The 23,243-nt window shown below is 36.6% G+C and carries 24 protein-coding genes and 1 other RNA gene; 9 read left to right on the forward strand and 16 right to left on the reverse strand.

Features of this window, described 5'->3' with window-relative positions:
* Nucleotides 1-52: 52 nt before the first annotated feature.
* Nucleotides 53-784 carry a CDP-alcohol phosphatidyltransferase family protein gene (locus SJY44_RS08640; RefSeq protein WP_396592057.1) on the forward strand — a complete coding sequence of 244 codons (732 nt, stop codon included), beginning with the start codon at nt 53-55 and terminating at the stop codon, nt 782-784.
* On the opposite strand, the gene lptB is transcribed toward SJY44_RS08640, so the two are convergent.
* The 4 genes from lptB to SJY44_RS08660 are packed head-to-tail and all read right to left on the reverse strand — an operon-like array spanning nt 781 to nt 3,716.
* A complete protein-coding gene (gene lptB, locus SJY44_RS08645) occupies nt 781-1,521 on the reverse strand; it encodes an LPS export ABC transporter ATP-binding protein (protein WP_298928096.1) in 741 nt (246 codons plus the stop codon). The genes SJY44_RS08640 and lptB overlap by 4 nt on opposite strands.
* Before the next feature lie 56 nt (nt 1,522-1,577).
* On the reverse strand, nt 1,578-1,928 hold the full coding sequence (locus SJY44_RS08650; RefSeq protein WP_396592058.1) for a carboxymuconolactone decarboxylase family protein: 351 nt from the start codon (nt 1,926-1,928) through the stop codon (nt 1,578-1,580).
* Nucleotides 1,918-2,751, reverse strand: coding sequence for a twin-arginine translocase subunit TatC (gene tatC, locus SJY44_RS08655; protein ID WP_298928091.1), 834 nt, complete (start codon nt 2,749-2,751; stop codon nt 1,918-1,920). The genes SJY44_RS08650 and tatC overlap by 11 nt, the downstream gene beginning before the upstream one ends.
* A complete protein-coding gene (locus SJY44_RS08660; RefSeq protein ID WP_396592059.1) occupies nt 2,751-3,716 on the reverse strand; it encodes an SIS domain-containing protein in 966 nt (321 codons plus the stop codon). The genes tatC and SJY44_RS08660 overlap by 1 nt, the downstream gene beginning before the upstream one ends.
* A gap of 188 nt (nt 3,717-3,904) precedes the next feature.
* Between SJY44_RS08660 and SJY44_RS08665 the strand changes: the two genes are divergently transcribed.
* The gene (locus SJY44_RS08665) at nt 3,905-6,106 is read left to right on the forward strand and encodes a RecQ family ATP-dependent DNA helicase (protein WP_396592060.1); all 2,202 of its coding nucleotides are present in this window, start codon (nt 3,905-3,907) and stop codon (nt 6,104-6,106) included.
* Here SJY44_RS08665 and SJY44_RS08670 read toward each other — a convergent pair.
* The 4 genes from SJY44_RS08670 to SJY44_RS08685 are packed head-to-tail and all read right to left on the reverse strand — an operon-like array spanning nt 6,103 to nt 7,449.
* Nucleotides 6,103-6,501, reverse strand: coding sequence for a DUF2752 domain-containing protein (locus SJY44_RS08670; RefSeq protein WP_299213913.1), 399 nt, complete (start codon nt 6,499-6,501; stop codon nt 6,103-6,105). The two genes, SJY44_RS08665 and SJY44_RS08670, sit on opposite strands and share 4 nt — an antisense overlap.
* Entirely contained in the window at nt 6,485-6,772 is a 288-nt protein-coding gene (locus SJY44_RS08675) for a CD225/dispanin family protein (protein ID WP_298928083.1), read from the reverse strand. Before SJY44_RS08675 ends, SJY44_RS08670 begins: the two co-directional genes overlap by 17 nt.
* A gap of 24 nt (nt 6,773-6,796) precedes the next feature.
* Nucleotides 6,797-7,129, reverse strand: a complete 333-nt coding sequence (locus SJY44_RS08680) for a CCC motif membrane protein (protein WP_396592061.1) — start codon at nt 7,127-7,129, stop codon at nt 6,797-6,799.
* An 11-nt stretch (nt 7,130-7,140) separates the two neighbouring features.
* Nucleotides 7,141-7,449 (reverse strand): DUF2752 domain-containing protein, encoded by a 309-nt coding sequence (locus SJY44_RS08685; protein WP_396592086.1) that lies wholly within the window; start codon nt 7,447-7,449, stop codon nt 7,141-7,143.
* 86 nt (nt 7,450-7,535) lie between these two features.
* Here SJY44_RS08685 and SJY44_RS08690 point away from each other — a divergent pair, with 86 nt between their 5' ends.
* A complete protein-coding gene (locus tag SJY44_RS08690; protein WP_396592062.1) occupies nt 7,536-8,078 on the forward strand; it encodes a Smr/MutS family protein in 543 nt (180 codons plus the stop codon).
* Here SJY44_RS08690 and SJY44_RS08695 read toward each other — a convergent pair.
* Complete coding sequence (locus SJY44_RS08695; protein ID WP_396592063.1) at nt 8,075-9,049, reverse strand: hypothetical protein; 975 nt, start codon at nt 9,047-9,049, stop codon at nt 8,075-8,077. The two genes, SJY44_RS08690 and SJY44_RS08695, sit on opposite strands and share 4 nt — an antisense overlap.
* Before the next feature lie 110 nt (nt 9,050-9,159).
* Between SJY44_RS08695 and SJY44_RS08700 the strand changes: the two genes are divergently transcribed.
* Complete coding sequence (locus SJY44_RS08700; protein WP_396592064.1) at nt 9,160-10,308, forward strand: cysteine desulfurase family protein; 1,149 nt, start codon at nt 9,160-9,162, stop codon at nt 10,306-10,308.
* Here SJY44_RS08700 and SJY44_RS08705 read toward each other — a convergent pair.
* Genes SJY44_RS08705 through SJY44_RS08715 form a run of 3 tightly spaced genes read right to left on the reverse strand, consistent with a single transcriptional unit; the run spans nt 10,305 to nt 15,132 of the window.
* Nucleotides 10,305-10,958, reverse strand: a complete 654-nt coding sequence (locus tag SJY44_RS08705) for a hypothetical protein (protein WP_396592065.1) — start codon at nt 10,956-10,958, stop codon at nt 10,305-10,307. The genes SJY44_RS08700 and SJY44_RS08705 overlap by 4 nt on opposite strands.
* Nucleotides 10,959-10,967: 9 nt before the next feature.
* Entirely contained in the window at nt 10,968-13,487 is a 2,520-nt protein-coding gene (locus SJY44_RS08710; RefSeq protein WP_396592066.1) for a carboxypeptidase-like regulatory domain-containing protein, read from the reverse strand.
* Nucleotides 13,441-15,132: a M23 family metallopeptidase gene (locus SJY44_RS08715; RefSeq protein ID WP_396592067.1), complete on the reverse strand. Its 1,692-nt coding sequence runs from the start codon at nt 15,130-15,132 to the stop codon at nt 13,441-13,443. Before SJY44_RS08715 ends, SJY44_RS08710 begins: the two co-directional genes overlap by 47 nt.
* Before the next feature lie 167 nt (nt 15,133-15,299).
* Here SJY44_RS08715 and SJY44_RS08720 point away from each other — a divergent pair, with 167 nt between their 5' ends.
* From SJY44_RS08720 to SJY44_RS08740, 5 genes are all read left to right on the forward strand, one after another.
* Nucleotides 15,300-15,590, forward strand: a complete 291-nt coding sequence (locus SJY44_RS08720) for a hypothetical protein (protein WP_298928061.1) — start codon at nt 15,300-15,302, stop codon at nt 15,588-15,590.
* 14 nt (nt 15,591-15,604) lie between these two features.
* Nucleotides 15,605-15,895 carry a cell division protein ZapA gene (locus SJY44_RS08725; protein ID WP_163423072.1) on the forward strand — a complete coding sequence of 97 codons (291 nt, stop codon included), beginning with the start codon at nt 15,605-15,607 and terminating at the stop codon, nt 15,893-15,895.
* A 55-nt stretch (nt 15,896-15,950) separates the two neighbouring features.
* Nucleotides 15,951-16,060: non-coding RNA, 6S RNA (gene ssrS / locus SJY44_RS08730), on the forward strand.
* A 51-nt stretch (nt 16,061-16,111) separates the two neighbouring features.
* Nucleotides 16,112-17,683 carry a ribonuclease Y gene (rny, locus tag SJY44_RS08735; protein WP_396592068.1) on the forward strand — a complete coding sequence of 524 codons (1,572 nt, stop codon included), beginning with the start codon at nt 16,112-16,114 and terminating at the stop codon, nt 17,681-17,683.
* 76 nt (nt 17,684-17,759) lie between these two features.
* A complete protein-coding gene (locus SJY44_RS08740) occupies nt 17,760-18,179 on the forward strand; it encodes a CBS domain-containing protein (RefSeq protein ID WP_298928049.1) in 420 nt (139 codons plus the stop codon).
* A gap of 84 nt (nt 18,180-18,263) precedes the next feature.
* On the opposite strand, the gene SJY44_RS08745 is transcribed toward SJY44_RS08740, so the two are convergent.
* The 4 genes from SJY44_RS08745 to SJY44_RS08760 form a co-directional block, all read right to left on the reverse strand.
* Entirely contained in the window at nt 18,264-20,399 is a 2,136-nt protein-coding gene (locus tag SJY44_RS08745; protein WP_396592069.1) for a DUF349 domain-containing protein, read from the reverse strand.
* Between the two features lie 144 nt (nt 20,400-20,543).
* A complete protein-coding gene (locus SJY44_RS08750) occupies nt 20,544-21,293 on the reverse strand; it encodes a shikimate dehydrogenase family protein (RefSeq protein WP_396592070.1) in 750 nt (249 codons plus the stop codon).
* Complete coding sequence (locus SJY44_RS08755) at nt 21,247-22,284, reverse strand: DUF368 domain-containing protein (protein ID WP_396592071.1); 1,038 nt, start codon at nt 22,282-22,284, stop codon at nt 21,247-21,249. Before SJY44_RS08755 ends, SJY44_RS08750 begins: the two co-directional genes overlap by 47 nt.
* An 18-nt stretch (nt 22,285-22,302) precedes the next feature.
* Nucleotides 22,303-23,220 carry a DUF368 domain-containing protein gene (locus SJY44_RS08760; protein ID WP_396592072.1) on the reverse strand — a complete coding sequence of 306 codons (918 nt, stop codon included), beginning with the start codon at nt 23,218-23,220 and terminating at the stop codon, nt 22,303-22,305.
* Nucleotides 23,221-23,243: the final 23 nt, after the last annotated feature.

Consider the following 23,243-nt stretch of genomic DNA (forward strand, 5'->3'; position numbering starts at 1 on the left):
ATGAAAACCTAACACTTTGTTTTTTACCTTATTTTTACGAAAATCCGAGCTTATGAAGCGATACATTCCTAACTTTTTAACACTTCTCAATTTATTTAGTGGTTGTGTAGCAACTGTATTTGCGGTGCTGAATCATCTGGAACTGGCTGCACTTTTCGTTTTCATAGGGATTTTCTTTGATTTTTTTGATGGATTGGCAGCTCGTCTTTTAAACGTCCAAAGCGAGATTGGCGTTCAACTGGATTCTTTGGCAGATATGATTACAAGTGGATTGGTGCCTGGAATTGTGATGTTCCAATTGTTGCAAATGGCAGAAACCGGAGGATGGAATCTTGGGTTTTTTGGTCATGAAACTGAGATGACCATGTTGCCCTTTTTTGGTTTTGTAATCACTTTGGCGTCTGCTTATAGATTGGCCAAATTCAACGTAGATGAAAACCAAGTTTCTTCCTTTATAGGATTGCCTACTCCAGCAAATAGCCTCTTTATCCTCTCATTGCCTTTGATTTTATTGTATCATAATAGTGATGAACTAAATGGGATTATTTTAAATCAATGGTTTTTAATGGGATTAACTTTGGTGAGCGCCTATTTGCTGAATTCTAGAATAAAGCTATTTGCATTAAAGTTTGATAATTGGAGTTTTAAGGATAATGCAGTCCGTTATCTTTTCTTGATCGGAAGTCTAGTGATGTTGATTACTCTAAAGTTTTTGGCAGTGCCTTTGATAGTGGTGTTCTATATTTTGGTCTCGCTATTAGCACCAAACTATAAAAACAACTAAAAATCCAGTTTCTTTTTTCGAAGTTCGAAATTCTGGCCTAGATATACTTTTCTTACCATTTCGTCTTGCGCCAAATCCTCTGGGACACCTGCTTTTAATATACCCCCTTCAAACATTAAATAAGACCGCTCTGTAATGGCCAATGTTTCCTGTACATTATGATCGGTGATCAGGATACCAATATTTTTGTTTTTTAGTTGGGCAACTATTCGTTGAATATCTTCTACCGCAACGGGGTCAACCCCCGCAAATGGCTCATCTAAAAGAATGAATTTAGGGTCGGTCGCCAGAGCACGTGCAATTTCAGTACGTCTACGTTCACCACCTGATAACAAATCTCCCCTGTTTTTGCGAATATGTCCCAAACCAAATTCATCAATCAAGGACTCCATCTTCATGTGCTGTTCCTTCTTACTTAGTTTGGTGAGCTGTAAAACACTTAGAATATTTTTTTCAATACTTAACTTGCGAAAAACAGAAGCTTCTTGTGCCAAATAACCAATTCCGTTTTGGGCTCTTTTATACATGGGAAAATTGGTTATCTCCATGTCATCCAGATAGATTTTGCCCCCGTTTGGCTTTATTAAACCAACAATCATATAAAATGAAGTGGTTTTCCCGGCACCGTTTGGTCCCAAAAGACCTACAATTTCCCCTTGGTTTACCTCTAGAGAAATCCCTTTTACAACTTTACGGCCTCGGTAGGCCTTCAATATGTTTTCAGCTCTTAGCTTCATAAGAATTCGCCAAAACTAAACATATTCCAGATTAGACATTGGACTTTGTGAATATTTTATGTCTCCAGGTTTTCTAATTCTTCCCAATATTCGAAAGCACGTCTTAGGTGTGGAACAACTATAGTTCCTCCTACCAAAGTAGCAATGCCTAAAGTTTCCATAACTTCTTCCTTGGTTGCACCTTCGTTTTTAGAACTTTCAAGGTGGTATTTTACACAGTCATCACATCGCAATACCGCTGAAGCGACAAGACCTAGAAGTTCCTTGGTTTTTACATCCAATGCTCCTGCCATAAAGGCGTTGGTGTCCAAATTAAAAATCCGCTTAATAAGTTTATTGTTTTCAGCCAATAATTTATCGTTCATTTGAGAACGATAGGCGTTGAACTCTTCTACTTTATTTTGCATTTTTGGCTTCTTTTTTAGCTTGGTTCCTTAAAACCACTTTCGAAATATAAATACTGATTTGGTATAAAATAAGTACAGGAACAGATACCACAATCTGACTTGCTACATCTGGGGGAGTTATTACTGCGGAAAGAATAAGAACGACAACCAGAGCTATTTTTCTATATTTCTTCAATATTTCTGGCGTAACCAACCCTACTTTGGTCAAAAAGTAAATAATAATGGGGAGCTCAAACATTATTCCGCAAGCTATTACCGAAGCCCTTACCGTGGCAATAAAAGAACTGATGTCAATCTCATTCAGGACTTCCTTACTCACTTGATATGTCCCTAAAAAGTTGATGGAGAGGGGTGCCACAACATAATAGCCAAAAAGTACACCCATAAAAAACAGGGCTGACGCGACCATGATAAAACCTCTAGAATGTTTGCGTTCGTTTTTATGAAGACCAGGACTAATAAACCGCCATACTTCCCATAAAACATAAGGGAATGCAATGATAAAGCCAGCCCAAATGGATGTCCAAATATGTGCGGAAAATTGCCCCGCCATTGTACGATTCTGTATCGTAAACGGTAGTGAATCCGCGCAGAATTCTGAAGTTATCCCAAAAAAGGTGGCTATTTTACAGAAAAACTGGTAGGTTGGAAAGTCCATTTTTTTGGGACCAAAAAGAACAGTGTCAAAAATAAAATCCTTCATGAAAAAGGCTATACAGGCAACTAGAACAATTGCGACTACTGACCTAATTAGGTGCCACCTTAATTCTTCCAAATGGTCTAAGAAAGACATTTCGTCTGGGTTCTCTAACTTTTTTACCATTATAAAATTCCTTCGTTTATAAGGTTATGAATATGAACCACACCTGCGTAGTGGTCTTTATCAAAAGCCAAAAGTTGTGAAATCCCTTTTTCCTGAAGCACGGCCAATGCTTTAACCGCTAAAGTATCAACATCTATAGATTGAGGGTTGGAAGTCATAATATCTTTTGCGGTTAGACCACTTATATTATCATGCTTACTAAGCATTCTCCTAATATCTCCATCTGTAACAATACCAACAACGGCATTGTTTTCTATTACGGCTGTTACCCCCAACATTTTTTCAGAAATCTCAACAATAACTTCTTTTAAGCTTGAGTCAGCATTCACTTGCGGTTTCTGATTGTTTATAACAATGTCAGCGACGCGTAGATATAATTTTTTGCCCAAAGCACCTCCTGGGTGATATTTGGCAAAGTCTGCACTGCTAAAACCTCTAAGCTCCAAAAGGCTAATTGCAAGTGCATCTCCCATTGCCAATTGCGCCGAAGTGCTTGTGGTGGGAGCCAAATTGTTAGGACAAGCTTCTTTCTCAACATAAGTATTTAAGGCAAAGTCAGCTTGCTTGGCCAATACAGAATCCATATTTCCGGTAATACCGATCAGCTTGTTTTTTCCAATTTTTATCAATGGGAGTAAAGCTTTTATTTCTGGTGTATTCCCACTTTTAGAGATACAAACCACAACATCGTTTTCTTGGACAGTTCCCAAATCCCCATGAATGGCATCTGCGGCATGCATAAAAATGGCTGGTGTGCCAGTAGAATTGAGTGTAGCTACGATTTTAGAAGCTATTATAGCACTTTTGCCTACTCCAGAGACTACGACCCTTCCTTGGGATTCTAAAATGTGCTGCACAGCATGGGCAAATTGTTCGTCGAGCAGATTGACCAAATTTTGTATGGCCTTACTCTCGGTTTCGATGGTTCTTTTCGCAATGGATAAAATAGACTGGATGTTGCTCAATGTAATAAACAGATTATCTAATTGTATTCCTAAAAGAATATGTTATATTTAAGATTACAAAACTAAACAAACTATCTTTTACTAACCATTAATGAAGAACAGAATGATTCTTCCTTAAAATTGATATTCAAAATTAGAAATTTTAGAGCCTTTAATTAGGCTGCTTGATTTAAATCGAAAATACGGAAATGGGTCTTACGAATACCGATTTGCACTCCTCACTAAAAAAATACTTTGGTTTTTCACAGTTCAAGGGGCTACAAGAAAAAGTAATACAAAACATACTTGAAAATAAGGACACTTTTGTGATAATGCCAACTGGTGGTGGTAAATCTCTATGTTATCAACTACCAGCAATTATGAATGAAGGCACCTCTATTGTGGTATCCCCACTTATTGCACTCATGAAGAATCAAGTTGATGCCATACGCGGGGTATCCGATGAACACGGTATTGCCCATGTATTAAATTCTTCCTTAACAAAGACCGAAGTAAAACAGGTAAAAGAGGATATCACCAACGGTATTACCAAATTATTATATGTTGCGCCGGAGTCTTTGACAAAGGAAGAGAACGTAGATTTTTTAAAAGGTGTCCCACTTTCTTTTGTTGCTGTGGACGAAGCGCATTGTATCTCTGAATGGGGGCATGATTTTAGACCGGAGTACCGCAACCTTAAAAGTATTATCAATCGTCTTGGCGATAATATTCCAATTATTGGTCTTACAGCCACCGCTACACCAAAGGTGCAGGAAGATATTATCAAAAATCTGGGAATGACGGATGCCAAGGTATTCAAAGCTTCCTTTAACAGGCCCAATTTGTTTTATGAAGTACGCCCAAAAACGCAAAATGTGGATGCGGATATCATCCGCTTTGTAAAACAGAACCAAGGAAAATCTGGAATCATCTATTGTCTCAGTAGAAAGAGGGTTGAGGAATTAGCTCAGGTATTACAAGTGAATGGCGTTAGCGCAGTGCCTTATCACGCAGGTTTTGACGCTAAAACAAGATCAAAATACCAAGACATGTTTTTGATGGAGGATGTTGATGTGGTAGTTGCTACTATAGCTTTTGGTATGGGCATTGACAAACCCGATGTACGTTTTGTAATTCACCATGATATTCCAAAAAGTATTGAAAGTTACTATCAAGAGACAGGAAGAGCTGGAAGAGATGGTGGTGAGGGACATTGTTTGGCCTTTTATTCTTATAAGGACGTTGAAAAGTTGGAAAAGTTCATGTCTGGAAAACCTGTTGCTGAGCAGGAGATTGGTAACGCACTTTTACAAGAAATTGTCGCTTATGCAGAAACTTCTATGTCTCGCAGAAAATTCATTCTTCATTATTTTGGGGAAGATTTTGATGGGGAAAAAGGAGATGGTGCAGACATGGATGATAATGCAAGAAACCCCAAGAAAAAAGAAGAAGCCAAAAATGATGTGGTGAAACTTTTGACCGTTGTCAAAGGAACAAATGAAAAATTTAAAACAAAAGAGACTGTGAAAATATTGGTTGGTAAAGTAAACGCCATGATATCTTCACACAAAACAGATGAAAAAGATTTCTTTTCAATTGGCTCTGAAAGAGATGAGGCCTATTGGATGGCATTAACCAGACAGGTGTTGGTAGCAGGATTACTAAAAAAGGAAATTGAACAATACGGTATTTTACATCTAACTGAAGGCGGCAGAAGTTTTTTGGATGAGCCAAGTTCTTTTCTAATGACCAAAGATCATATATACAGTGCTGAGAACGATGATGCCATTATAACTGCCAGTAAATCTAGTGGAGGTTCTACAGATGATAAATTGTTGAAATTACTGCGGGATTTACGTAGAAGCGAAGCAAAAAAGATTGGTGTGCCACCTTTTGTGGTATTTCAAGATCCATCTTTGGATGATATGGCCCTAAAGTATCCTATCACTATTGAAGAGCTCTTAACTATTCATGGGGTTGGAGAAGGAAAGGCTAAAAAATATGGTAAACCATTTCTGAACCTAATTGCCAACTACGTTGAAGAGAATGATATCATTAGACCAGATGATCTTGTGGTTAAAAGTACAGGTGCTAATTCTGCCTTAAAATTATACATCATCCAAAATGTTGATAGAAAATTGCCTTTAGATGATATTGCATCAGCAAAAGGATTGGAATTACCTGCCCTCATCAAAGAAATGGAACAGATAGTATTTAGTGGGACAAAACTAAATATTGGATATTGGGTTGATGAAATATTGGACGAAGATCAGCAAGAAGAAATTCATGAGTATTTTTTGGAAGCTGATACGGATTCCATATCCCAGGCTATAGATGAGTTTGATGGTGACTATGAAGATGAAGAATTAAGACTCTACAGACTCAAATTTATAAGTGAAGTGGCAAATTAAGGCGCCAGATACTCAAAAGGAAAAGCTTTTATATTTCTAAATACCATAAAAAGCAAGACTACAGATAAGATTATCAAAGGAGAGTATCTATAGTTAAGAAGGCTTTCCCGCTTTACAATACCCAATTTTGTAGCTAGATGCTGCCCAATCACAAATAATGCTGGGAGCAGCATTAAATTGTGGCTTATTGCTTCTCCGATTCTTAAATGCAGTAAATCATGAATTGCCCTCTGACTCCCACATCCCGAACAGTAGATCCCCAGATATGTATTAAATGGACATTTTGGGAACAACAAACCCCTTTCTGGATTGAAAGAAAAGTAAAGGAGTATTGCCAAAATAGACAATACTCCTAAAATTACTATTAAGGATATTTTTTTAATAGCTTCCGGCATTTGCCATACCTCCTAAAATTGCAAAACCAAATATGGCAAAATAGATAATCCAAATCAAAAGAGAAAAACCAGCTCCAATCAATGCCCACATTTTTGCATTTTTAGATGCTTTTTGAGCTTCTTCATATTCACCTCTGGCATAAGCCTCATTAACCTTAGAAGCGTAAATAATACTTGCTATTCCTGTTGCAATACAACAGAATATTGTACTTAAAATGGCCCAAACCAAATAATTGTCTGGCTTTGGCGGCATGTTCGAATTGTTTTCCATTATAGTTGATTAAATATTTAGTTATTAATTGTATTGTTCCATTGCTTCTTGATAAGCGGATTTGAATTCTTCAATAAACTCTCCAAACCCACCAGCATTAGAAATAATATAAATCCATCTTACCACCATTATAACACTTAAAATAAGCGCTATCAATGATATTATTTTTCCAGTTTTTATTTGACTGTAATTATCATAATCATCTGGATTTTCCTTGTACAGTTTTTCAGACTTTGTTGCTAGAAAAAAACCAATTCCTGATGAAATAGCACCGAAAATACCGGTACAGCAACAAATGAATCCGAAAATACCAAGGACAATACTCAATACCCCATTAGGTAGCTTTTTTTGTTCCATAATAATAAAAGTTATTGTAAAAGTTTAAATAAAAAATTGGTTAAAATTGTGACTACGCTAACAATACCCAGGGTCATAATAATTTGATTGGCATGTTTAATTTTACGAAAGTTATTTACAAATAAAAAACTGAACAGTAAAAATAGGGGATAAATAGCTGGGTACATTTTAAAGGCAGCTAAAAATTCACCTTGAAAAATTAAACTCACTGAACGTTGCATACCACATCCAGGACATTCAAAACCAAACAGTCTCTTGTTCAGACAAGGCAACATATAGTCCTTTGCATAAAGCAAAAAAATGGTTGGTTGTAGATACATAATAGCAATTACTGTCAAGAAAAATACTACTATTTTTGCTATTGATATTAAACTTTTCAGAATTTTTTTAGCAAAGAATACAGAGGATGACTGTCTTTAACGTTGGTGACCAAGTAGAAGTGTTGGATGAAACCATATCTGGTATTGTCCAAGCCAAGGATGGTGATGTCATCACCGTGATTACCTCTGAAGGTTTTTCACTAGAGTACTCGTCCAAGGAACTTGTAAAGGTTGAAGGCGGCATAAGCGTTACTAATTTTGAAGCTGTGCAAGGCATAAAAGATAAAGAGCGCTCTAAGAAGAAATCAATTCGTATTTTAAAACCTAAAGAACGGAATGCTCCTAAAATGGAGGTTGACCTTCATATAAATCAGTTGGTGAAGTCGGCAAAAGGATTGAGCAATTTTGATATGCTGAACATACAGTTGGACACGGCCAAAAGGCAATTGCACTTTGCCATGGACAAACGCATTCAAAAAATAGTTTTCATACATGGCGTAGGTGAAGGTGTTCTTAAGGAAGAACTATATTACCTTTTTAGGAAATACGAGAATGTTAAGTTTTATGATGCAGACTATCAAAAATATGGCTTAGGAGCAACTGAGGTTTACATATTTCAAAATACTTAGCTGGTCGTAGTAAATACCCCAAATGTATATGCAGCAATTGTTCCAGCATTTGACCCGTTCAAATCTTGTAACACAAACTCTGAGAGTAAAATAGTATGGGTATAAGTAATGATACCATCAGTATTTGGTTCAGATGCAACAGTACTCACGGAGACTTTGCCCTCAGTAGTAGAAAATTCATTTTCAAGTTCTGATGTAGCTATTCCAGAGCAAACAGAATCAGTAGTGACAGCTACACGGGCTATTCCATTTTTAAAGATGATACTTTCAGATAAGTCCGCTTCACGTGGAGTGTCTACTCCTGTTGCGACGTTGGCCAAAAGACTGATAGGAATGGCTAACGAAATATATTCGTCATTGAGTACTTTGGTAAGAACAATGGTTTCGCCTACTATATCACATGCATTTATATCAGTACTAACAAAATTGGAAAAAACAAGAGCTACACTACTCTCAACATCGGTTTCATAATCCCCAAAATCTATTCCCGTCTGGTCTGTTATACTTTCACCTAAGCTATTGACGAGAGTTACCTCTGAAATGGTAATTGCATGATTATAGGTTTTGGTTGTTCTATTAACGGTATCTAAAGAACTTGTTATTTGAACAATACCTGCGGTTGCTGTAATTTCTTCAATAACCGTTGGGGTGACTGGAGGTATTTCGCTGCAAAAATAGGATTGGTTAACATCATCGGAAAAAAGACGATAAGATAAATCGGATTGACTGTCAATAGTGCTCGTAATCGTGCCATCACTTGGTCCATTTTCAATAAGATTTGCTTGCAAATCCAAAATCAACACTTCGTCTCCATTGATTTTAAAAAACAGAGTGGTTTCCGTGTCTTCTTGACCATCATCACAAAATTGTATTGAACCTTCATCAAAATCTATTGTTTCAATTTGTAGATCACCATCACTACAAGAAGACAGCATCAAGATTAGTAGGATTGGGAGGGATAATTTTCTCATACGCCAAATTTAAAAGAATTCCGTTTTAATACACCAACACTAAGAAATACTTTAAAAGAAATTAACTTTATTTGGCTTATTTTTGGCGAAGTTTAAATGATAGCTAAATCATGCAAAAAGTGTATTTGGACAATGCGGCAACTACCCAGGTGAGAGAAGAGGTTATTGCCAAAATGCAAGAGGCCTTGGCCGTATATTACGGAAACCCATCTTCTACTCATAGTTACGGAAGATCTGCAAAGACCGCCGTAGAAAAAGCTCGAAAAACAATTGCAAAAACATTGAATGCTCAACCTTCAGAAATTATTTTCACATCTGGAGGTACGGAAGCTGATAATATGATTTTGCGTTGTGCAGTAAGGGATTTAGGTGTAAAAACCATAATCACTTCAAAAATAGAGCATCATGCGGTGTTACATACCGCTGAAGAGCTGGAAAAAGAATATGATATTTCACTTCTTTTTGTTGATTTGGATGCCAATGGCAATCCTGTTTTTAGTCATTTAAAGGAACTTTTGATAAAAGACGATTCCAAAAAGCTGGTCAGTTTAATGCACGTGAACAATGAGATTGGGAACATAACGGACATTAATGCTATTGGTGAAATATGTAAAGAAAATGATGCGTTTTTTCATTCTGATACAGTACAATCCGTAGGACATTATCCTTGGGATGTGGAAAAAATACCTATTGATTTTTTTACTGCTGCTGCACATAAATTTCACGGCCCTAAAGGAATAGGATTTGCTTTTATTAGAAAAAATTCAGGTTTAAAACCTATGATCTTTGGTGGTTCCCAAGAACGAGGTTTTAGGGCCGGTACAGAGCCCTTTCATAATATTGTTGGGTTGGAGGAAGCTTTTGTAAAGGCATATGACAATTTGGAAGAAGAAACCAATTTTGTAAAAGGGTTGAAGAGGTACTTTTTGGAGAAAATTCAGAAAGAGATTCCTGAAGTCAATTTCAATGGTTTTTCTGGTGATTTGGAAAAAAGCACATATACCTTGGTCAATGTGCGTCTGCCTTTTGATAAGCAAAAAGGGCTAATGCTACTTTTTCATTTAGATATGAAGGGAATAGCTTGTTCTAAAGGAAGTGCATGTCAATCTGGAAGCAATATGGGATCACATGTACTTACAGAAATTCTAGATGATACAGAGTTGGAAAAACCGTCTCTACGTTTTTCCTTTTCTAAGTACAATACCAAAGGAGAGTTGGATTACACCATTGGAATATTAAAGGAATTCGCAGAAAGTTAATTTCTATTTTTTCGCTGCTTTTTTTCTTTATCGTACGGAAACTTACGGGATGCTAGTTTCATCATTCTATCAATAAGTTCTGTGGTATTTTTACCCGTTTTTTTGGTAATGGCTTTTTCGTATTTCCAAAGGAGTTTTCCAGAATTTCCGTCACTGACTTTTACACCAATTCTCCCATAGTTGGCATCACCACTAAAATAGTCCAAAAGGTTAAAGTTTGTGGGCACACCTTTAGAAAGTAAAATGTTTAAACTAAGGTTACCACTAATAATACCATCAACTTTTAGGATTTTGCACAACTCCGTAATAGTGTAAATGTCCAGATTGTCATACATAATCCCATTCTGACTAAGAATGGCATTGGTGTCCTCTATATTTTGGAATTCTACATTGAACCTTTTACGTTTCTTTCGTTTGGAAAAGTAGGTTTCTAGAGCATTCTGCACAGCATAACCTTCTCTTTTTGCCAAACTTTTTAGCTCTTCTTGGTTTACATTCCTTTTAAGGTCCAAGTTTGCAATAAACGGGACTATCGCTAATACTTGATGGTTTTTGCTAAGTTCATCAAACTTCCTGTTTTCATAAATATTCTTTTGCGCAGATCCCAGAGTAACGATTAAAAAGGCAAAAAGAGGTATGATTTTTTTCATCAACATATTTTAAAATCGCATTCCAAATTTCACATTAAGAATACGGCTTGTCAAAAAATTAGGTACAGCGAATTGTCTTTGGGAATCCACATCCCTGACCCAAGTGTTTGTTATAGAATTTTGGTTATTGAACATATTAAAAATTTCAAAGCCAAAACTAAATTCTCTAAACTTGTGTAACCAATGCCCTTTTGGGTATTGATTCTTACTATCAGCAAAAATATAGGAAATTCCCATATCGGCCCTTCTATAATCTCTTAATCTATTCTGAAATTGATAGGGATCCGCATTATTTGGTGAACCTCCAGGAACTCCCGTGTTATATACAAGGTTAAGATAAAGTTTGAGATTTGGAATTGTTGGGACATAATCTTGAAACAAAACAGCAAATTTTAACCGTTGATCCGTAGGTCTTGAAATAAATCCTCTATTGTCAATATTTTCCTCTGTTTGAAGATATCCTAGACTTACCCAAGATTCTGCTCCTGGAACAAAGGTTCCGGTGAGTCTAAAGTCAAATCCATAGGCATGGGCCGTGGCATTGTTTTGTGCAGCATACCTAACTCTAACATCTTCTACAGTATACGTGTTCACATTGGTTAAATCTTTATAGTAAGCTTCGCTAATTAAAGTAAAAGGCCTGTCCCAAAGATTAAAACTGAATTCACTTCCCAGTACATAATGAACGGATTTTTGCGCCTCTACGTTTGGGTTTATAGTTCCGGTTATATCTCTTAATTCTCTATAAAAAGGAGGCTGTTGGTAACTGCCTATTGCAAATCTGAACAGAATATCTTTTTTCCAATCTGGTTTTATGGAGAATTGTCCTCTAGGACTAAAAAGTGTTTGCGAATTATTAGCAAAACCTTCCCCGCTTAAAATCCAATGTTGTGCCCTCATGCCCAAATTAAAATAGATATCATGGGACCCTAGTTTGGTCTGCTGACTGTATTGTGCAAATCCAGAAAATCGATTGGTTTTTACAAAATTGGTGGCTTGAGTGCTTTCAAAAGCAACAATGTCTCCTGTAAACGGTTCTTCAGGCTGATTGTTAACAAACTCAGGTTCAGATGGACGGATAAAAAACCCGGCGGAATCAATAAATTCAGATTCTCTAAGCTGATCACGAATGTCTTCATGTGTGTATTTAACACCCCATTCCAAAGATTTTCCTTCCTTATTGAATTTTCCACGATGAGATAAATTAAAAATCAATGCATCCAACTGATTTCTGGCTCTATTTATTTGTGATCCTATTCCCCTAGAGGCTGTAACTTCCCCTAAGTTTTCACTTCCTAAATTAGTGTCTATTTCGCCGAGCTCATATGATGCGATAATATCTGAGAATTCTTCTTCTTGGGCATGGTAAATGGAAGTGGTAATATCTATTTTGGTGTTATCGTTGACAATGTAATCAGCTTTTAGAGCCCCAAGAGCATTATTGTATTTGCTGTTTTCTTTTCCTTCATAAAAAACAAGTAAGGCCCTAGGGTCATTTATGGTTCCAAAATTGGTTTGTCGGGTCAGTGGTTCATTTTGGTAATCGTTTATAGAAAAGGTTCCCAAAAAACTTAAATGATATTTTTTGGAAAATCTGTAAGTAAGGTAGCTTTGTGCATCTACAAATTTTGGATTGAAATTGGTCTCCGTTTGTTGCGTGTTTACAAATAAGCTATTGTCCCTATAACGCACTCCAGTGATACTGCTAAACTTTTTGTTTTTAGAAATGGTTTCCAACGTAGTGCTGGCACCTAAAAGACTTCCTTGAACACGTAGTGAAAAATCAACTGGGTTTTTATATGTAATGTCCAAAACAGAGGATAGTTTATCTCCATATTTCGCTTGAAAACCTCCTGAAGAAAATTCCAGTCCAGTAATCATATCGCTATTTACAAAACTTAAGCCTTCCTGTTGTGCGGACCGTACTAAAAAAGGACGATAGACTTCTATGCCATTTACATATACAAGGTTTTCATCAAAATTCCCACCGCGAACGTTGTATTGAGTGCTCAATTCATTATTGAATGAAACACCTGGTAACAGTTTTAGAATGTTTTCCACACCGGCATTGGCTCCTGGTATCTTCCTCACAACCTCTGGAGAGATCGTGGTAATTCCTTCAATGCTTTTTCTTCCGGTTGCGGTAACATCTACGCCTGCAACTTGAATGGCATCTGTCTTCATTACCGGATTAAACTCAAAAGTTTCATTTGTGGTTAAAATAAGGCTTTCCAGAACCACATTTTTATGCCCTAAATGAGAAAATGTAATGGTATTTTTAGTTTCTGCCGTTAATTGTAGAATATAGTAACCATTATTATCAGTGGTGGTGCCTAAATTACCAGATACAATATTTACATTGGAAATTGGAAGATTGTTTTGATCTAAAACCGTTCCTGCAACTGAAGCCGTTTGACCTTGGGCAATGAATATACCAAAAATCAATAGTATTGCAATTATAGGTTTTGTAGCGGCCAATACACTATTTTCTAAAAAAAGTACACTCAAAGGTACTGGAATTGCCAACATTATCTGTTACAACTACTTTGAGGTCACATTGTGTTTTATTTAGAATCTTATCATCAAAATTATAAGTGATGGTCTTTGTTTTAGGTTCATATTCCATTAGAATCCATTCTCCGTTTAAGGTTGCAGAAAAAGTGTTTATTCCGCTGAGGTCATCACTTATCTCTAAACTTAAATAGCTATAATTGCTCAGCCACTGTTTCTCTTTAAAGTTTCTGGCATTAATTGTTGGAGAAATGCTGTCCTTGGCCAATGTGTAGGTTCCCAATGTGCGAGTGCGCGTTGTAAAAGAGCCATCACGTTTATATGTCTTGGAGTGTCTTGGTTCCATACCTTTATCAAGACGTGCTATAAAGAGTTGTTTTCTATCTGCAATGGCATATTTAGAAACATCAAAACTGATGGTGAAATTTCTATGGGCGGCAACACTGTTATTATGGATTGAAACAGTATCGTTGCCCTTTTTTAAATCTATATAGAAGTCCTCATAAAACGTACTGGAAGGAAAATAGACTTTTGCGGCACCTAAATCAAAATTATTGGGTTTATCGGCAATGATAAAATCATCCGTCTTTTTATCACTCTTGCTTATTTTAATGGGTTCTCTTTTTCCTTCTACAGGAATACTAAGTTTGGTGTCATTTCCTTCTATATCGGAAATCAACAACTCAATAGAGTACGACAACCCTTCCTTAATTGTTATTTTTCCATTGTTATGAAGGGTTTTGTATATGGCTAAACGATTGTAGGGCTCTTTAAAGCACTTTTGTATACGTTGTCTAAATTTTCCAAAATGCTCATAATCAATCAGCGTGTTGATATATCTTGTTTCTCCAAAAGAGAAGGTCTCAAAGTCATATTCTGAGTATACTTTTCCATTGACGGTTTGTTTTACCGAATAAACTCCATTTTTATTGGCTGCCATATCTTGACGGTCAAATCCATTAAAACCAAAACCTATTGTGCCGATTGCGGTTATTTTGTCTGCCAAAAAAGTACCGTCTGGTCGTTTGGAGAAGTTGAGCTGTATTTTTTTTGCACTTTGGTTTACAATGGCATCATCAGATAAAGGATATCCAAAAAGTCCTACTAATGAGGGGTTTGTAGCATCTCTAATCTCATAACCGTATAACAATGGATTGGTGGGTTTCTCGGTAACACTGCTTCGTATTTCAAAATGTAGATGGGGCCCGGAGGAGCCTCCTGTATTGCCGGAGTACGCAATTGTGCTTCCTTTCAGGACTTTTAACTCTCCATAATCCGGAAATACTTCAACCTCATAAGACTGTTTTTTGTACTGTGTCTTTTTGATGAAAGCTTCAATCTCAGGGCCAAATTTTTGAAGGTGTGCATATACAGAGGTATATCCATTGGGGTGTGCAACGTAAAGCACTTTGCCATACCCCCATTGGGAGACCTTAATGCGGGTTATAGTACCATCAGCAATAGCTAGGACAGGCAGTCCTTGCCTTCTTTGGGTCTTAATGTCTATTCCAGAATGAAAATGGTTAGAACGTAGCTCTCCAAAAGTACCTGCTAAAATCAATGGAATCTCCAAAGGGGATTGAAAAACATTTTGGGGGTATTTTTCTTGTGCTGTAAGGATTTGGGAAAATATGAAAAGGGCTCCAAAAAAGTATAGGCGCATATTGTGGTTTATAATTACATACGAAAATAACCAATGTTTTGATCTGTGAAAAGGCTTTTATTAAGCTTTAAAAGACCTTAAAGCAATACTTGAAGAATAAATACTAAAAGTTTTGCGAGGTTAGGTCAGGTTGGTTAACTTTGTGTAATACGCATTGATGTTTGCATATGGGCGAACTAGTTGAGATTGTTGATTCTCTAGAAAATAAGGTAAGCAAGTTGTTGCACAAACTAGAGTTGTTGCATAAGGCTAATTCTAAATTAAAAGAAGAATTGAACCTTGCAAAAGAGGAAAACCAACTTACACAAGGAGCCATTTTGGAATGGGAAGAAAAATACAATTCCTTAAAAATGGCAAACACGATGCTGGGTAGTAATACTAGTAAAACCGAAGCTAAGCTCAAGATAAATACATTAATCCGCGAACTGGATGTTTGCATTGCCAAGCTTGCAGATTAATACGTAATTAAAATATGGAGAAGCTCAAAATAAAGCTTTCAATTGCAGATAGGGTATATCCTTTGACAATAGATCCTAAGCAAGAAGAAGGATTGCGTAAAGCAGCCAAGAATATTGAAAATTTGGCCAAAAAGTTTGAGCAAAACTATGCAGTTCGTGATAAGCAAGATGTATTGGCCATGTGCGCTTTACAATTCGCTTCTAAGATTGAGCAAGGCGGAATAGACAGTTCGGAAAATACCAATACTGCATTTGAACGCCTTCGTGCCTTAAATGATTTGGTACATTCCAAGCTTGGAGAATAAGTTCTTTTAAATAAAAATATTGTTACTGCCCACATTGGTAATTATTTTTTGACAAACTCAACACTATTATATTTGAAAAGGGTGAGTTTAAGTTGTAAAAGCAGGCCCTACCTGTATAGGGATCCTTGAGCAGCTTGTTAGCCCTAAACCTGTAATTTGGAGTTTGTACAAAACTTCGGCTAATGTGGGCTTTTTTTTTAACCAAACACAATCAACATGGATAACACTATAGTAATTCTTGTGGCTGCAGTTGTAGGGTTGGCGATAGGATTTATAATCGCCAAGATGATAGAAAAAGGTAAGGCTGCAAAAACCATTTCCAGTGCTAAGAGGGAAGCTACAAATGTATTAAAGGAAGCAAAGAAAGAAGGGGAGAACATAAAGAAAGACAAAATATTTCAGGCCAAAGAGAAGTTTTTAGAATTAAAAGCTGAACATGAAAAGGTCATTATAAATAAAGACAAAAAGATTGCAGAAGCTGAGAAGCGAACAAGGGATAAAGAATCCCAAATCAGCAATGAACTTGCCAAAAACAAAAAGCTGAACGATCAGCTTCAAGAACAAATCAAGGAAGTCACTTATAAAGGAGAAATACTTGATAAAAAACAGTCGGAAACCGAAAAACTGCACAAAAGTCAAGTACAACAGTTAGAAGTAATTTCAGGACTTTCTGCTGAAGATGCCAAAAGTCAGTTACTGGAATCTCTTAAAGAAACTGCAAAGACGGATGCAATGGCATACCTCCAAAGCACTTTGGAAGAAACCAAATTAACTGCACAGCAAGAAGCACGAAAAATAGTAATAAATACTATTCAACGTATTGGAACGGAAGAGGCGGTAGAGAACTGTGTATCTGTTTTTAACTTGGAATCTGATGACGTAAAGGGACGAATAATTGGAAGAGAAGGGCGTAACATTCGTGCTATAGAGTCTGCAACCGGAGTAGAGATTATAGTAGATGATACACCAGAAGCGATAATTCTTTCTTGTTTTGACTCCGTTAGAAGAGAAGTTGCCAGGCTTTCTTTGCATCGTTTGGTTACCGATGGAAGAATTCACCCTGCACGTATTGAAGAAATAGTCAAAAAGACAGAAAAGCAAATCAATGAGGAGATTGCGGAAATTGGAAAACGTACGGTAATCGACCTTGGAATTCATGGATTGCATCCAGAATTGATAAAGGCGGTAGGCCGAATGAAGTATCGTTCTTCCTATGGACAAAATTTATTGCAACATTCAAGAGAGGTTGCCAAGCTTTGTGGTGTAATGGCTGCGGAATTGGGACTAAACCCTAAAATTGCCAAACGTGCGGGCTTACTGCATGATATTGGAAAAGTACCAAACACTGAGGTAGAGGTAGAAACCCCGCATGCTATTCTTGGAATGCAGTGGGCGCAAAAGTTTGGAGAAAATAAAGAGGTGTGCAATGCCATTGGAGCTCACCATGACGAGATTGAAATGAACACATTAATTTCTCCTATTGTACAAGTATGTGATGCCATTAGTGGAGCACGTCCGGGAGCAAGGAGACAAGTGTTGGATTCGTATATCCAACGTTTGAAGGACTTGGAAGATATTGCCTTTGGTTTTAGTGGAGTTCAAAAAGCATATGCCATACAAGCAGGTAGAGAACTTCGTGTAATTGTTGAAAGTGAAAAGGTAAGTGATGATAAGGCTGCTGAACTGTCCTTTGAAATTTCTCAAAAGATACAAACGGATATGACTTATCCCGGTCAAGTGAAGGTTACTGTAATCCGTGAGACACGATCGGTAAATGTGGCCAAATAGTCCAATCCTGATATTTGTCATGCTTTTTAAATAGGAAACACGGTAATTTCATTGATAGATTAAAACCTATCAAAATATGAAAAAGCGCGTACCTGTTTCAGAGATAATGACAAGAGATTTAATCACGCTGACTACCAGTGATGATCTCGTAACTGCAGAAGAACTTTTTAAAAAGCACAATATAAGACACATTCCCGTGATCAGCGGAAAGGCAATTGTTGGTATACTGAGCTATACTGATTTACTGCGCATTAGTTTTGCGGATGCTGTTGATGAGGATGAAGAAAGAGTAGATACCATGGTTTACAATATGTTCACCATTTCTCAGGTAATGGCTAGAGATGTAATCAGCGTTCCTTCTAATACTACGATAAGGGAGGTGGCAAAGTTTTTAGCAAAAAAGGAGTTTCATGCCTTACCTGTTGTGGACAATGAAAAGTTAGTAGGAATTGTTACAACCACAGATTTAATAAACTATTTGTTGGATTTGTATTAAAGAAACAGTTTGTAGAAAATATAAACCCAATACATTAACTATTAACTTAATGTGTTGGGTTTATTTCTTAAATAGAGCCTGATTTTACTCTTCTTCGCCACTATTTGTATCATCACCTTCTTCAACTACTTTGTTGCGGTTATTTTGCAAGATGTTAAGCTTTTTAAGCTTGGCTTTCCATGTTTCTAAGGCTTCTTTGTGTCTATTGATATTCTTTACAACATCTTTTACCAAAGGATTATCTTCAGAGGCGTTGGAGAAAAATTGAAGATTATTTTCCAATTGCCTTATTTCCGATTTGCTTTCTTCTATTTTCCTACGGATAAAGATTCGTTCATTACCAATAGCCCTGCTATCATCTGTCTTGGCAAGTTGCTGCATTTTATCGCCATACTTAAGCAATTCAGATTCTTGCTTGCTCACTCCTAACTTTGTAAATAAGGCGTCTACAATTTTGTTGAACTTGCCGTTTATATGCTTTTTGTTATAGGGAATGCGTCCATACGTTTTCCATTCCGAAATAAACTTCTTGACCGTGGTAAGGTCTTTTTCAGCATCATCACTTAATTGAAAAGCTTTTAAGCGCTCCAAGCAAGCATTTTTCTTTTCAAAGTTTTCGTATTCTTCTTTTTGACTTTCATTCTTTTCAGAATGCAGTCGGTTAAAATAATGATTACAGGCATTTTTAAACTCGTTCCAAATCTTGTCAGAATACTTTCTGGGAACATGACCAATTCTTTTCCATTCGCTTTGTATGCGCTTCATTTCAGAGGTAGCCATATTCCTATCTTCGCTGTCCTTGAGCTCAAGTGCCAGTGCTAAAAGCGCTTTTTTCTTTTCTAAATTTTCATGCTGTTCCTTTTTCTGATTTTTATAAAAGGAATTTTTATTACGATTAAACTTACGAACAGCATCCTTGAAAGTACTCCAAGTTTGTTCATTCACTTTTTGAGGTACCTTGCCCGCTTTAAAAAAAGTATCGCGAAGCGCTTCCACTTCTTTTATTTGTAATTGAAGCGCTTTATGGTTATCCGTGACGCTTTCTGCAATCTTCAATATGGATGCGATAACCTCCTGTTTTTTTTCTAAGTTCTTTTCGTAATCCTTCTCTAGTTCATTATAATGTTCCTGTCTGCGTTCGTGCATAGCTTTGGTGGCGCTGCTAAAACGATTCCAGACCTCCTCTCGTTGTTCCTTTGCGACCGGACCTATATCTTCTTTCCAGATTTTATGAAGCGTTTGTAACTCCCTAAAAGCCTTACCTAAGTCAGGCTCACTGACCAGTGCTTCTGCACGTAGGACTAGTTTTAATTTTTCTTCGAGGTTGTGCTTAAAATCAAGATCTCTTAATTCTCGATTAAGGTGGAGGAAATCATAGAAGATTTCCATATGATGGTGGTATGTTCTCCAAACATCATTGTAATTGTTTCGCGGAACAGGACCAGCATTTCTCCAATTTTCTTGTAGATCCTTAAAATTCTTGTATGTGGTATTAATATCCTCTTCCACATTTATAAGACCTTTGAGCTCTTCAATTATCGCTAAGCGTTTATTAAGATTACCTTTAAGGTTTTGCTCCAGTTTCTTGTAATATTGGTCACGTTTTTCACGATATTCTCCAAAGACTTCGTTGAATTGTCTTTTAGAAACAGAGTTATATCGAAAATCTATTTCATTACCGCCATTGGCTACAAACTCTTCTTTTTTGTGCTCTAAAAACTCCTGAAATTTTTGGTCAAACTCGTATTTTATGGAACTGACATGTTTATTTATGGCTTGGATCTTTTCATTTTTCACCAGGCGCTGTAACTCTCCAACCAAGTTTTCAATAGACATGGAATGGTAGTCGAGTGTAGGAATATGATGTCGTTTCTCGTTATCCACATCTTCAGCATCTTCAGCATTGGATTCTTCAATTTCTTCAATTACCTCGTCCGGTTTCTCAGATTTTGAAGATTCGTTATCCACATCTTCAGCATTGGATTCTTCAATTTCTTTGATTACCTCGTCCGGTTTCTCAGATTTGGTAGATTCCTTCTCTTCAGAAGATTGAGGTTCCTTGGGAGGTTCAATATCTGTATCTGTATTTTTTTGTACTGGATTATCGGCTGTTTTTGGTTCAGAAATGGGGCTTTCTTCAACAGTAGTTTTTATAACATCCGCATTATGCTCAGTACCACCACCTTCAGTTTCCTGAAGTTTTTGTTCGTTGTCCTGCATCAGTAGTTTCTTTTCCTTTGAATTGATGATAATTATAGCCAAGTTAACAACTAAATTACCCAATAACAAAAGTAGTGCTTCTTCTTTTGTTTAAGTTTTATGATGTGGGGATTAATCAAAATGGAGCACTCTTGACTTTTAATATCAGGAATTCCAGATTTCCCAACTTCTTTCAGCTTGTAACTTCAACATTTTCAATCCATTACATATCTCAGACCCTTTTGATTCACCTTCACCCAAAAAAGCAGTTTTTTCTGGGTTATAGATAAGATCAAACAAAAGGTGCTCGCTATCTAGATGTTGGTAGGGTAGTGATGGTTTATCATTTATATTGGGATATGTACCGAGTGGAGTACAGTTAATAATAATGGTATGCGCGGCAATGATCTCCTTATCAAGTTCTTTATAGGTAAATTGATGCTCCTTTTTATTTCTGGAAACATAAGTATATTCAATACCAAGCTCTTCTAAAACAAAACGAATAGCTTTTGATGCTCCTCCTGTTCCTAGAATAAGTGCTTTTTTATGATGTGTTTTTAAAAAAGGCTCTATTGATTTTTGAAAACCATAGGCATCTGTATTATAACCTTTTAAACCTTTTTCAGTAAATTTTATGGTATTTACTGCTCCTATTTTTTTTGCCCCAGAATCCAAATCATCCAAATATGGAATAACCAGTTCTTTATAGGGAATGGTAACATTAAGGCCTTTTAAATGAGTTTGAGACACTAGGGCTTCAAATTCTGAGATTTCTGGAATATCAAAATTTTCATAGCTGTGGTCATTTAGCTTTAAGTCCGCAAATTTTTGTGTAAAATAGCCTTGAGAAAAGGAATACGAAATGTCTTTACCTAAGAGTCCGTACCTGTTTTCTTTCTTTTCTGTTTTTTCCATACCAATCTAAAATCAATAATACCAAAATTCCCAGAATCACAAAAAATATGGCCCACCAGGTTTCGGGAGTTGCTAGATTTGGGAGATAGCGTTCATAATTAAGAACTATTTTATCTCCATTGGAATCTAGCAATACATTGCCAAGCGTATCCATTTTGTACATGGTTCGTTTCCAAGGCCATACCACACCTAAAGAACCTGTTATAAAGCCAAGGATAATAGCAGTTGAACTTGCTTTGTAATGTTTTAGCAAGTAACTGAGCAAATGTGAAAAAGTTACCAGTCCAGTTGCCGAACCTAGCGTAAAAACCGCCAGAATTTTAAGAGTTTCCATTCGTTTGGGATTGTCCATAAAGCCAAAATCCCCAGAGAACATTTCAGAAAATGTATCATACAAAGCGTTTACGGAATCTACCAATAACAAGACATAATTACCCATAAGAATTAGGATAAATGAACCTGAGAGCCCTGGGAGCGTCATTCCAGAAACACTGATGATACCGCAGAAAAAAATAAAGAATAGATTATCATTCTCTCTTGCAGGGCTCAAAAAACTGATTGAAATACCAATAACAAGACCAATAATTCCTGCAGGAATAGTTCTTTTATTCCAGTGATTAAAATCTTTGGAAATAAAATAGATGGACCCTAAGATCATACCAAAAAAGCTGGCCCATACAAAAAGTTCTTTTTGTTCCAAAAAAAAGTCGAGCACTCTAGAAATACTAAAATAGCTTACCAGCATACCGAAGATGAGAAGCAGTAAGAATTGACCGTTTGTATATTGATAAAAACTCTTGAACCTTCCGTTGAGAAGTAGTTTGAAAGCTTTGGAATTTATTTTTTGAAGCGAATAGATGAATTCTTCATAGAAACCACCAACAAAGGCAACAATACCGCCAGAAACTCCAGGTACCTTGTTGGCGGCACCCATACAAAGGCCTTTTATGACCAAAAAAAAGTTGTCCAGAAATGTTCTAGGTTGATGCATCTATTGGGTAAGTTTCTCTTATTTTTTGGAAGCTACTCTTTCCAAGATAAAAATAAGGGAAAAACCTATTATAGCTAGGATTATGGCAAGTATTAACTGATTGTCTCCATCAAATGCCCATGGCAATACGTTTATATCATCAATAACAACGGTCTTGTCTCCAAAAGTCTTGGTTTCCAATACTTTTTTCCATGGCCATATTTTATTCAATGACCCTAATATAAAACCTGTTAACAGGGCCAGAGTGATGTTTTTGTAATGACTAAACATCCATTTTAACAGTCGAGCAAAGCTCAAAAGGCCAAATACAGCACCTAGAGCAACGGTAATTACAATTTTGATATCTCGTTCATGAACTGCATCTAAAATGGTTTTATAGGACCCCAAAAGCACTAAAATAAATGCTCCTGATATACCGGGTAAAATCATAGCGCATACTGCCAATGCCCCAGATAAGAAAAGGTAAGGTAGACTTTCTACGTTTTCATTTGGAGGAAGTTCGGTAATAAAATATGCTATTGCTGCGCCAACAATAAATATGACGACAGTTGCTGTGGTCCATTTCTTAATTTCTTTCCCCACAAAAAAGATACTGGCCAATACTAGCCCAAAGAAAAAGGACCACAATAAGATGGGTTGATTTTCTAGTAGCCAACTTAAAAACTTGGCCAAGGATAGCACACTGATAAAAATACCTGAGAATAAGGCAAGCAAAAAATTACCGTTCGCCTTGCCCCAAAATGCTTTTAATCCTTCTTTTCTTAAGGTGGTAAAAAGAGAAAGGTTAATATTATTGATAGAGCTTATAAGCTCTTCATAAATTCCGGAGATAAATGCTATTGTACCTCCTGAAACTCCAGGAACCACATCAGCAGCACCCATGGCAATTCCCTTGAGTGTTATAAACACATAATCTAGCAGTTGACGTCCTTTCATGAATTTTATGGGTAAAAACCTTA

The organism is Allomuricauda sp. R78024 (assembly GCF_044596045.1).
Classification (GTDB): domain Bacteria; phylum Bacteroidota; class Bacteroidia; order Flavobacteriales; family Flavobacteriaceae; genus Flagellimonas.

Bases quoted from the DNA above. Each gene is read 5' to 3' on its own strand.
- SJY44_RS08640 (WP_396592057.1), top strand. From the start codon at position 53: ATGAAGCGATACATTCCTAACTTTTTAACACTTCTCAATTTATTTAGT.
- lptB (WP_298928096.1), bottom strand. From the start codon at position 1,521: ATGAAGCTAAGAGCTGAAAACATATTGAAGGCCTACCGAGGCCGTAAA.
- SJY44_RS08650 (WP_396592058.1), bottom strand. From the start codon at position 1,928: ATGCAAAATAAAGTAGAAGAGTTCAACGCCTATCGTTCTCAAATGAAC.
- tatC (WP_298928091.1), bottom strand. From the start codon at position 2,751: ATGGTAAAAAAGTTAGAGAACCCAGACGAAATGTCTTTCTTAGACCAT.
- SJY44_RS08665 (WP_396592060.1), top strand. From the start codon at position 3,905: ATGGGTCTTACGAATACCGATTTGCACTCCTCACTAAAAAAATACTTT.
- SJY44_RS08670 (WP_299213913.1), bottom strand. From the start codon at position 6,501: ATGCCGGAAGCTATTAAAAAAATATCCTTAATAGTAATTTTAGGAGTA.
- SJY44_RS08675 (WP_298928083.1), bottom strand. From the start codon at position 6,772: ATGGAAAACAATTCGAACATGCCGCCAAAGCCAGACAATTATTTGGTT.
- SJY44_RS08680 (WP_396592061.1), bottom strand. From the start codon at position 7,129: ATGGAACAAAAAAAGCTACCTAATGGGGTATTGAGTATTGTCCTTGGT.
- SJY44_RS08685 (WP_396592086.1), bottom strand. From the start codon at position 7,449: ATGTATCTACAACCAACCATTTTTTTGCTTTATGCAAAGGACTATATG.
- SJY44_RS08690 (WP_396592062.1), top strand. From the start codon at position 7,536: ATGACTGTCTTTAACGTTGGTGACCAAGTAGAAGTGTTGGATGAAACC.
- SJY44_RS08695 (WP_396592063.1), bottom strand. From the start codon at position 9,049: ATGAGAAAATTATCCCTCCCAATCCTACTAATCTTGATGCTGTCTTCT.
- SJY44_RS08700 (WP_396592064.1), top strand. From the start codon at position 9,160: ATGCAAAAAGTGTATTTGGACAATGCGGCAACTACCCAGGTGAGAGAA.
- SJY44_RS08705 (WP_396592065.1), bottom strand. From the start codon at position 10,958: ATGAAAAAAATCATACCTCTTTTTGCCTTTTTAATCGTTACTCTGGGA.
- SJY44_RS08710 (WP_396592066.1), bottom strand. From the start codon at position 13,487: ATGTTGGCAATTCCAGTACCTTTGAGTGTACTTTTTTTAGAAAATAGT.
- SJY44_RS08715 (WP_396592067.1), bottom strand. From the start codon at position 15,132: ATGCGCCTATACTTTTTTGGAGCCCTTTTCATATTTTCCCAAATCCTT.
- SJY44_RS08720 (WP_298928061.1), top strand. From the start codon at position 15,300: ATGGGCGAACTAGTTGAGATTGTTGATTCTCTAGAAAATAAGGTAAGC.
- SJY44_RS08725 (WP_163423072.1), top strand. From the start codon at position 15,605: ATGGAGAAGCTCAAAATAAAGCTTTCAATTGCAGATAGGGTATATCCT.
- rny (WP_396592068.1), top strand. From the start codon at position 16,112: ATGGATAACACTATAGTAATTCTTGTGGCTGCAGTTGTAGGGTTGGCG.
- SJY44_RS08740 (WP_298928049.1), top strand. From the start codon at position 17,760: ATGAAAAAGCGCGTACCTGTTTCAGAGATAATGACAAGAGATTTAATC.
- SJY44_RS08745 (WP_396592069.1), bottom strand. From the start codon at position 20,399: ATGCAGGACAACGAACAAAAACTTCAGGAAACTGAAGGTGGTGGTACT.
- SJY44_RS08750 (WP_396592070.1), bottom strand. From the start codon at position 21,293: ATGGAAAAAACAGAAAAGAAAGAAAACAGGTACGGACTCTTAGGTAAA.
- SJY44_RS08755 (WP_396592071.1), bottom strand. From the start codon at position 22,284: ATGCATCAACCTAGAACATTTCTGGACAACTTTTTTTTGGTCATAAAA.
- SJY44_RS08760 (WP_396592072.1), bottom strand. From the start codon at position 23,220: ATGAAAGGACGTCAACTGCTAGATTATGTGTTTATAACACTCAAGGGA.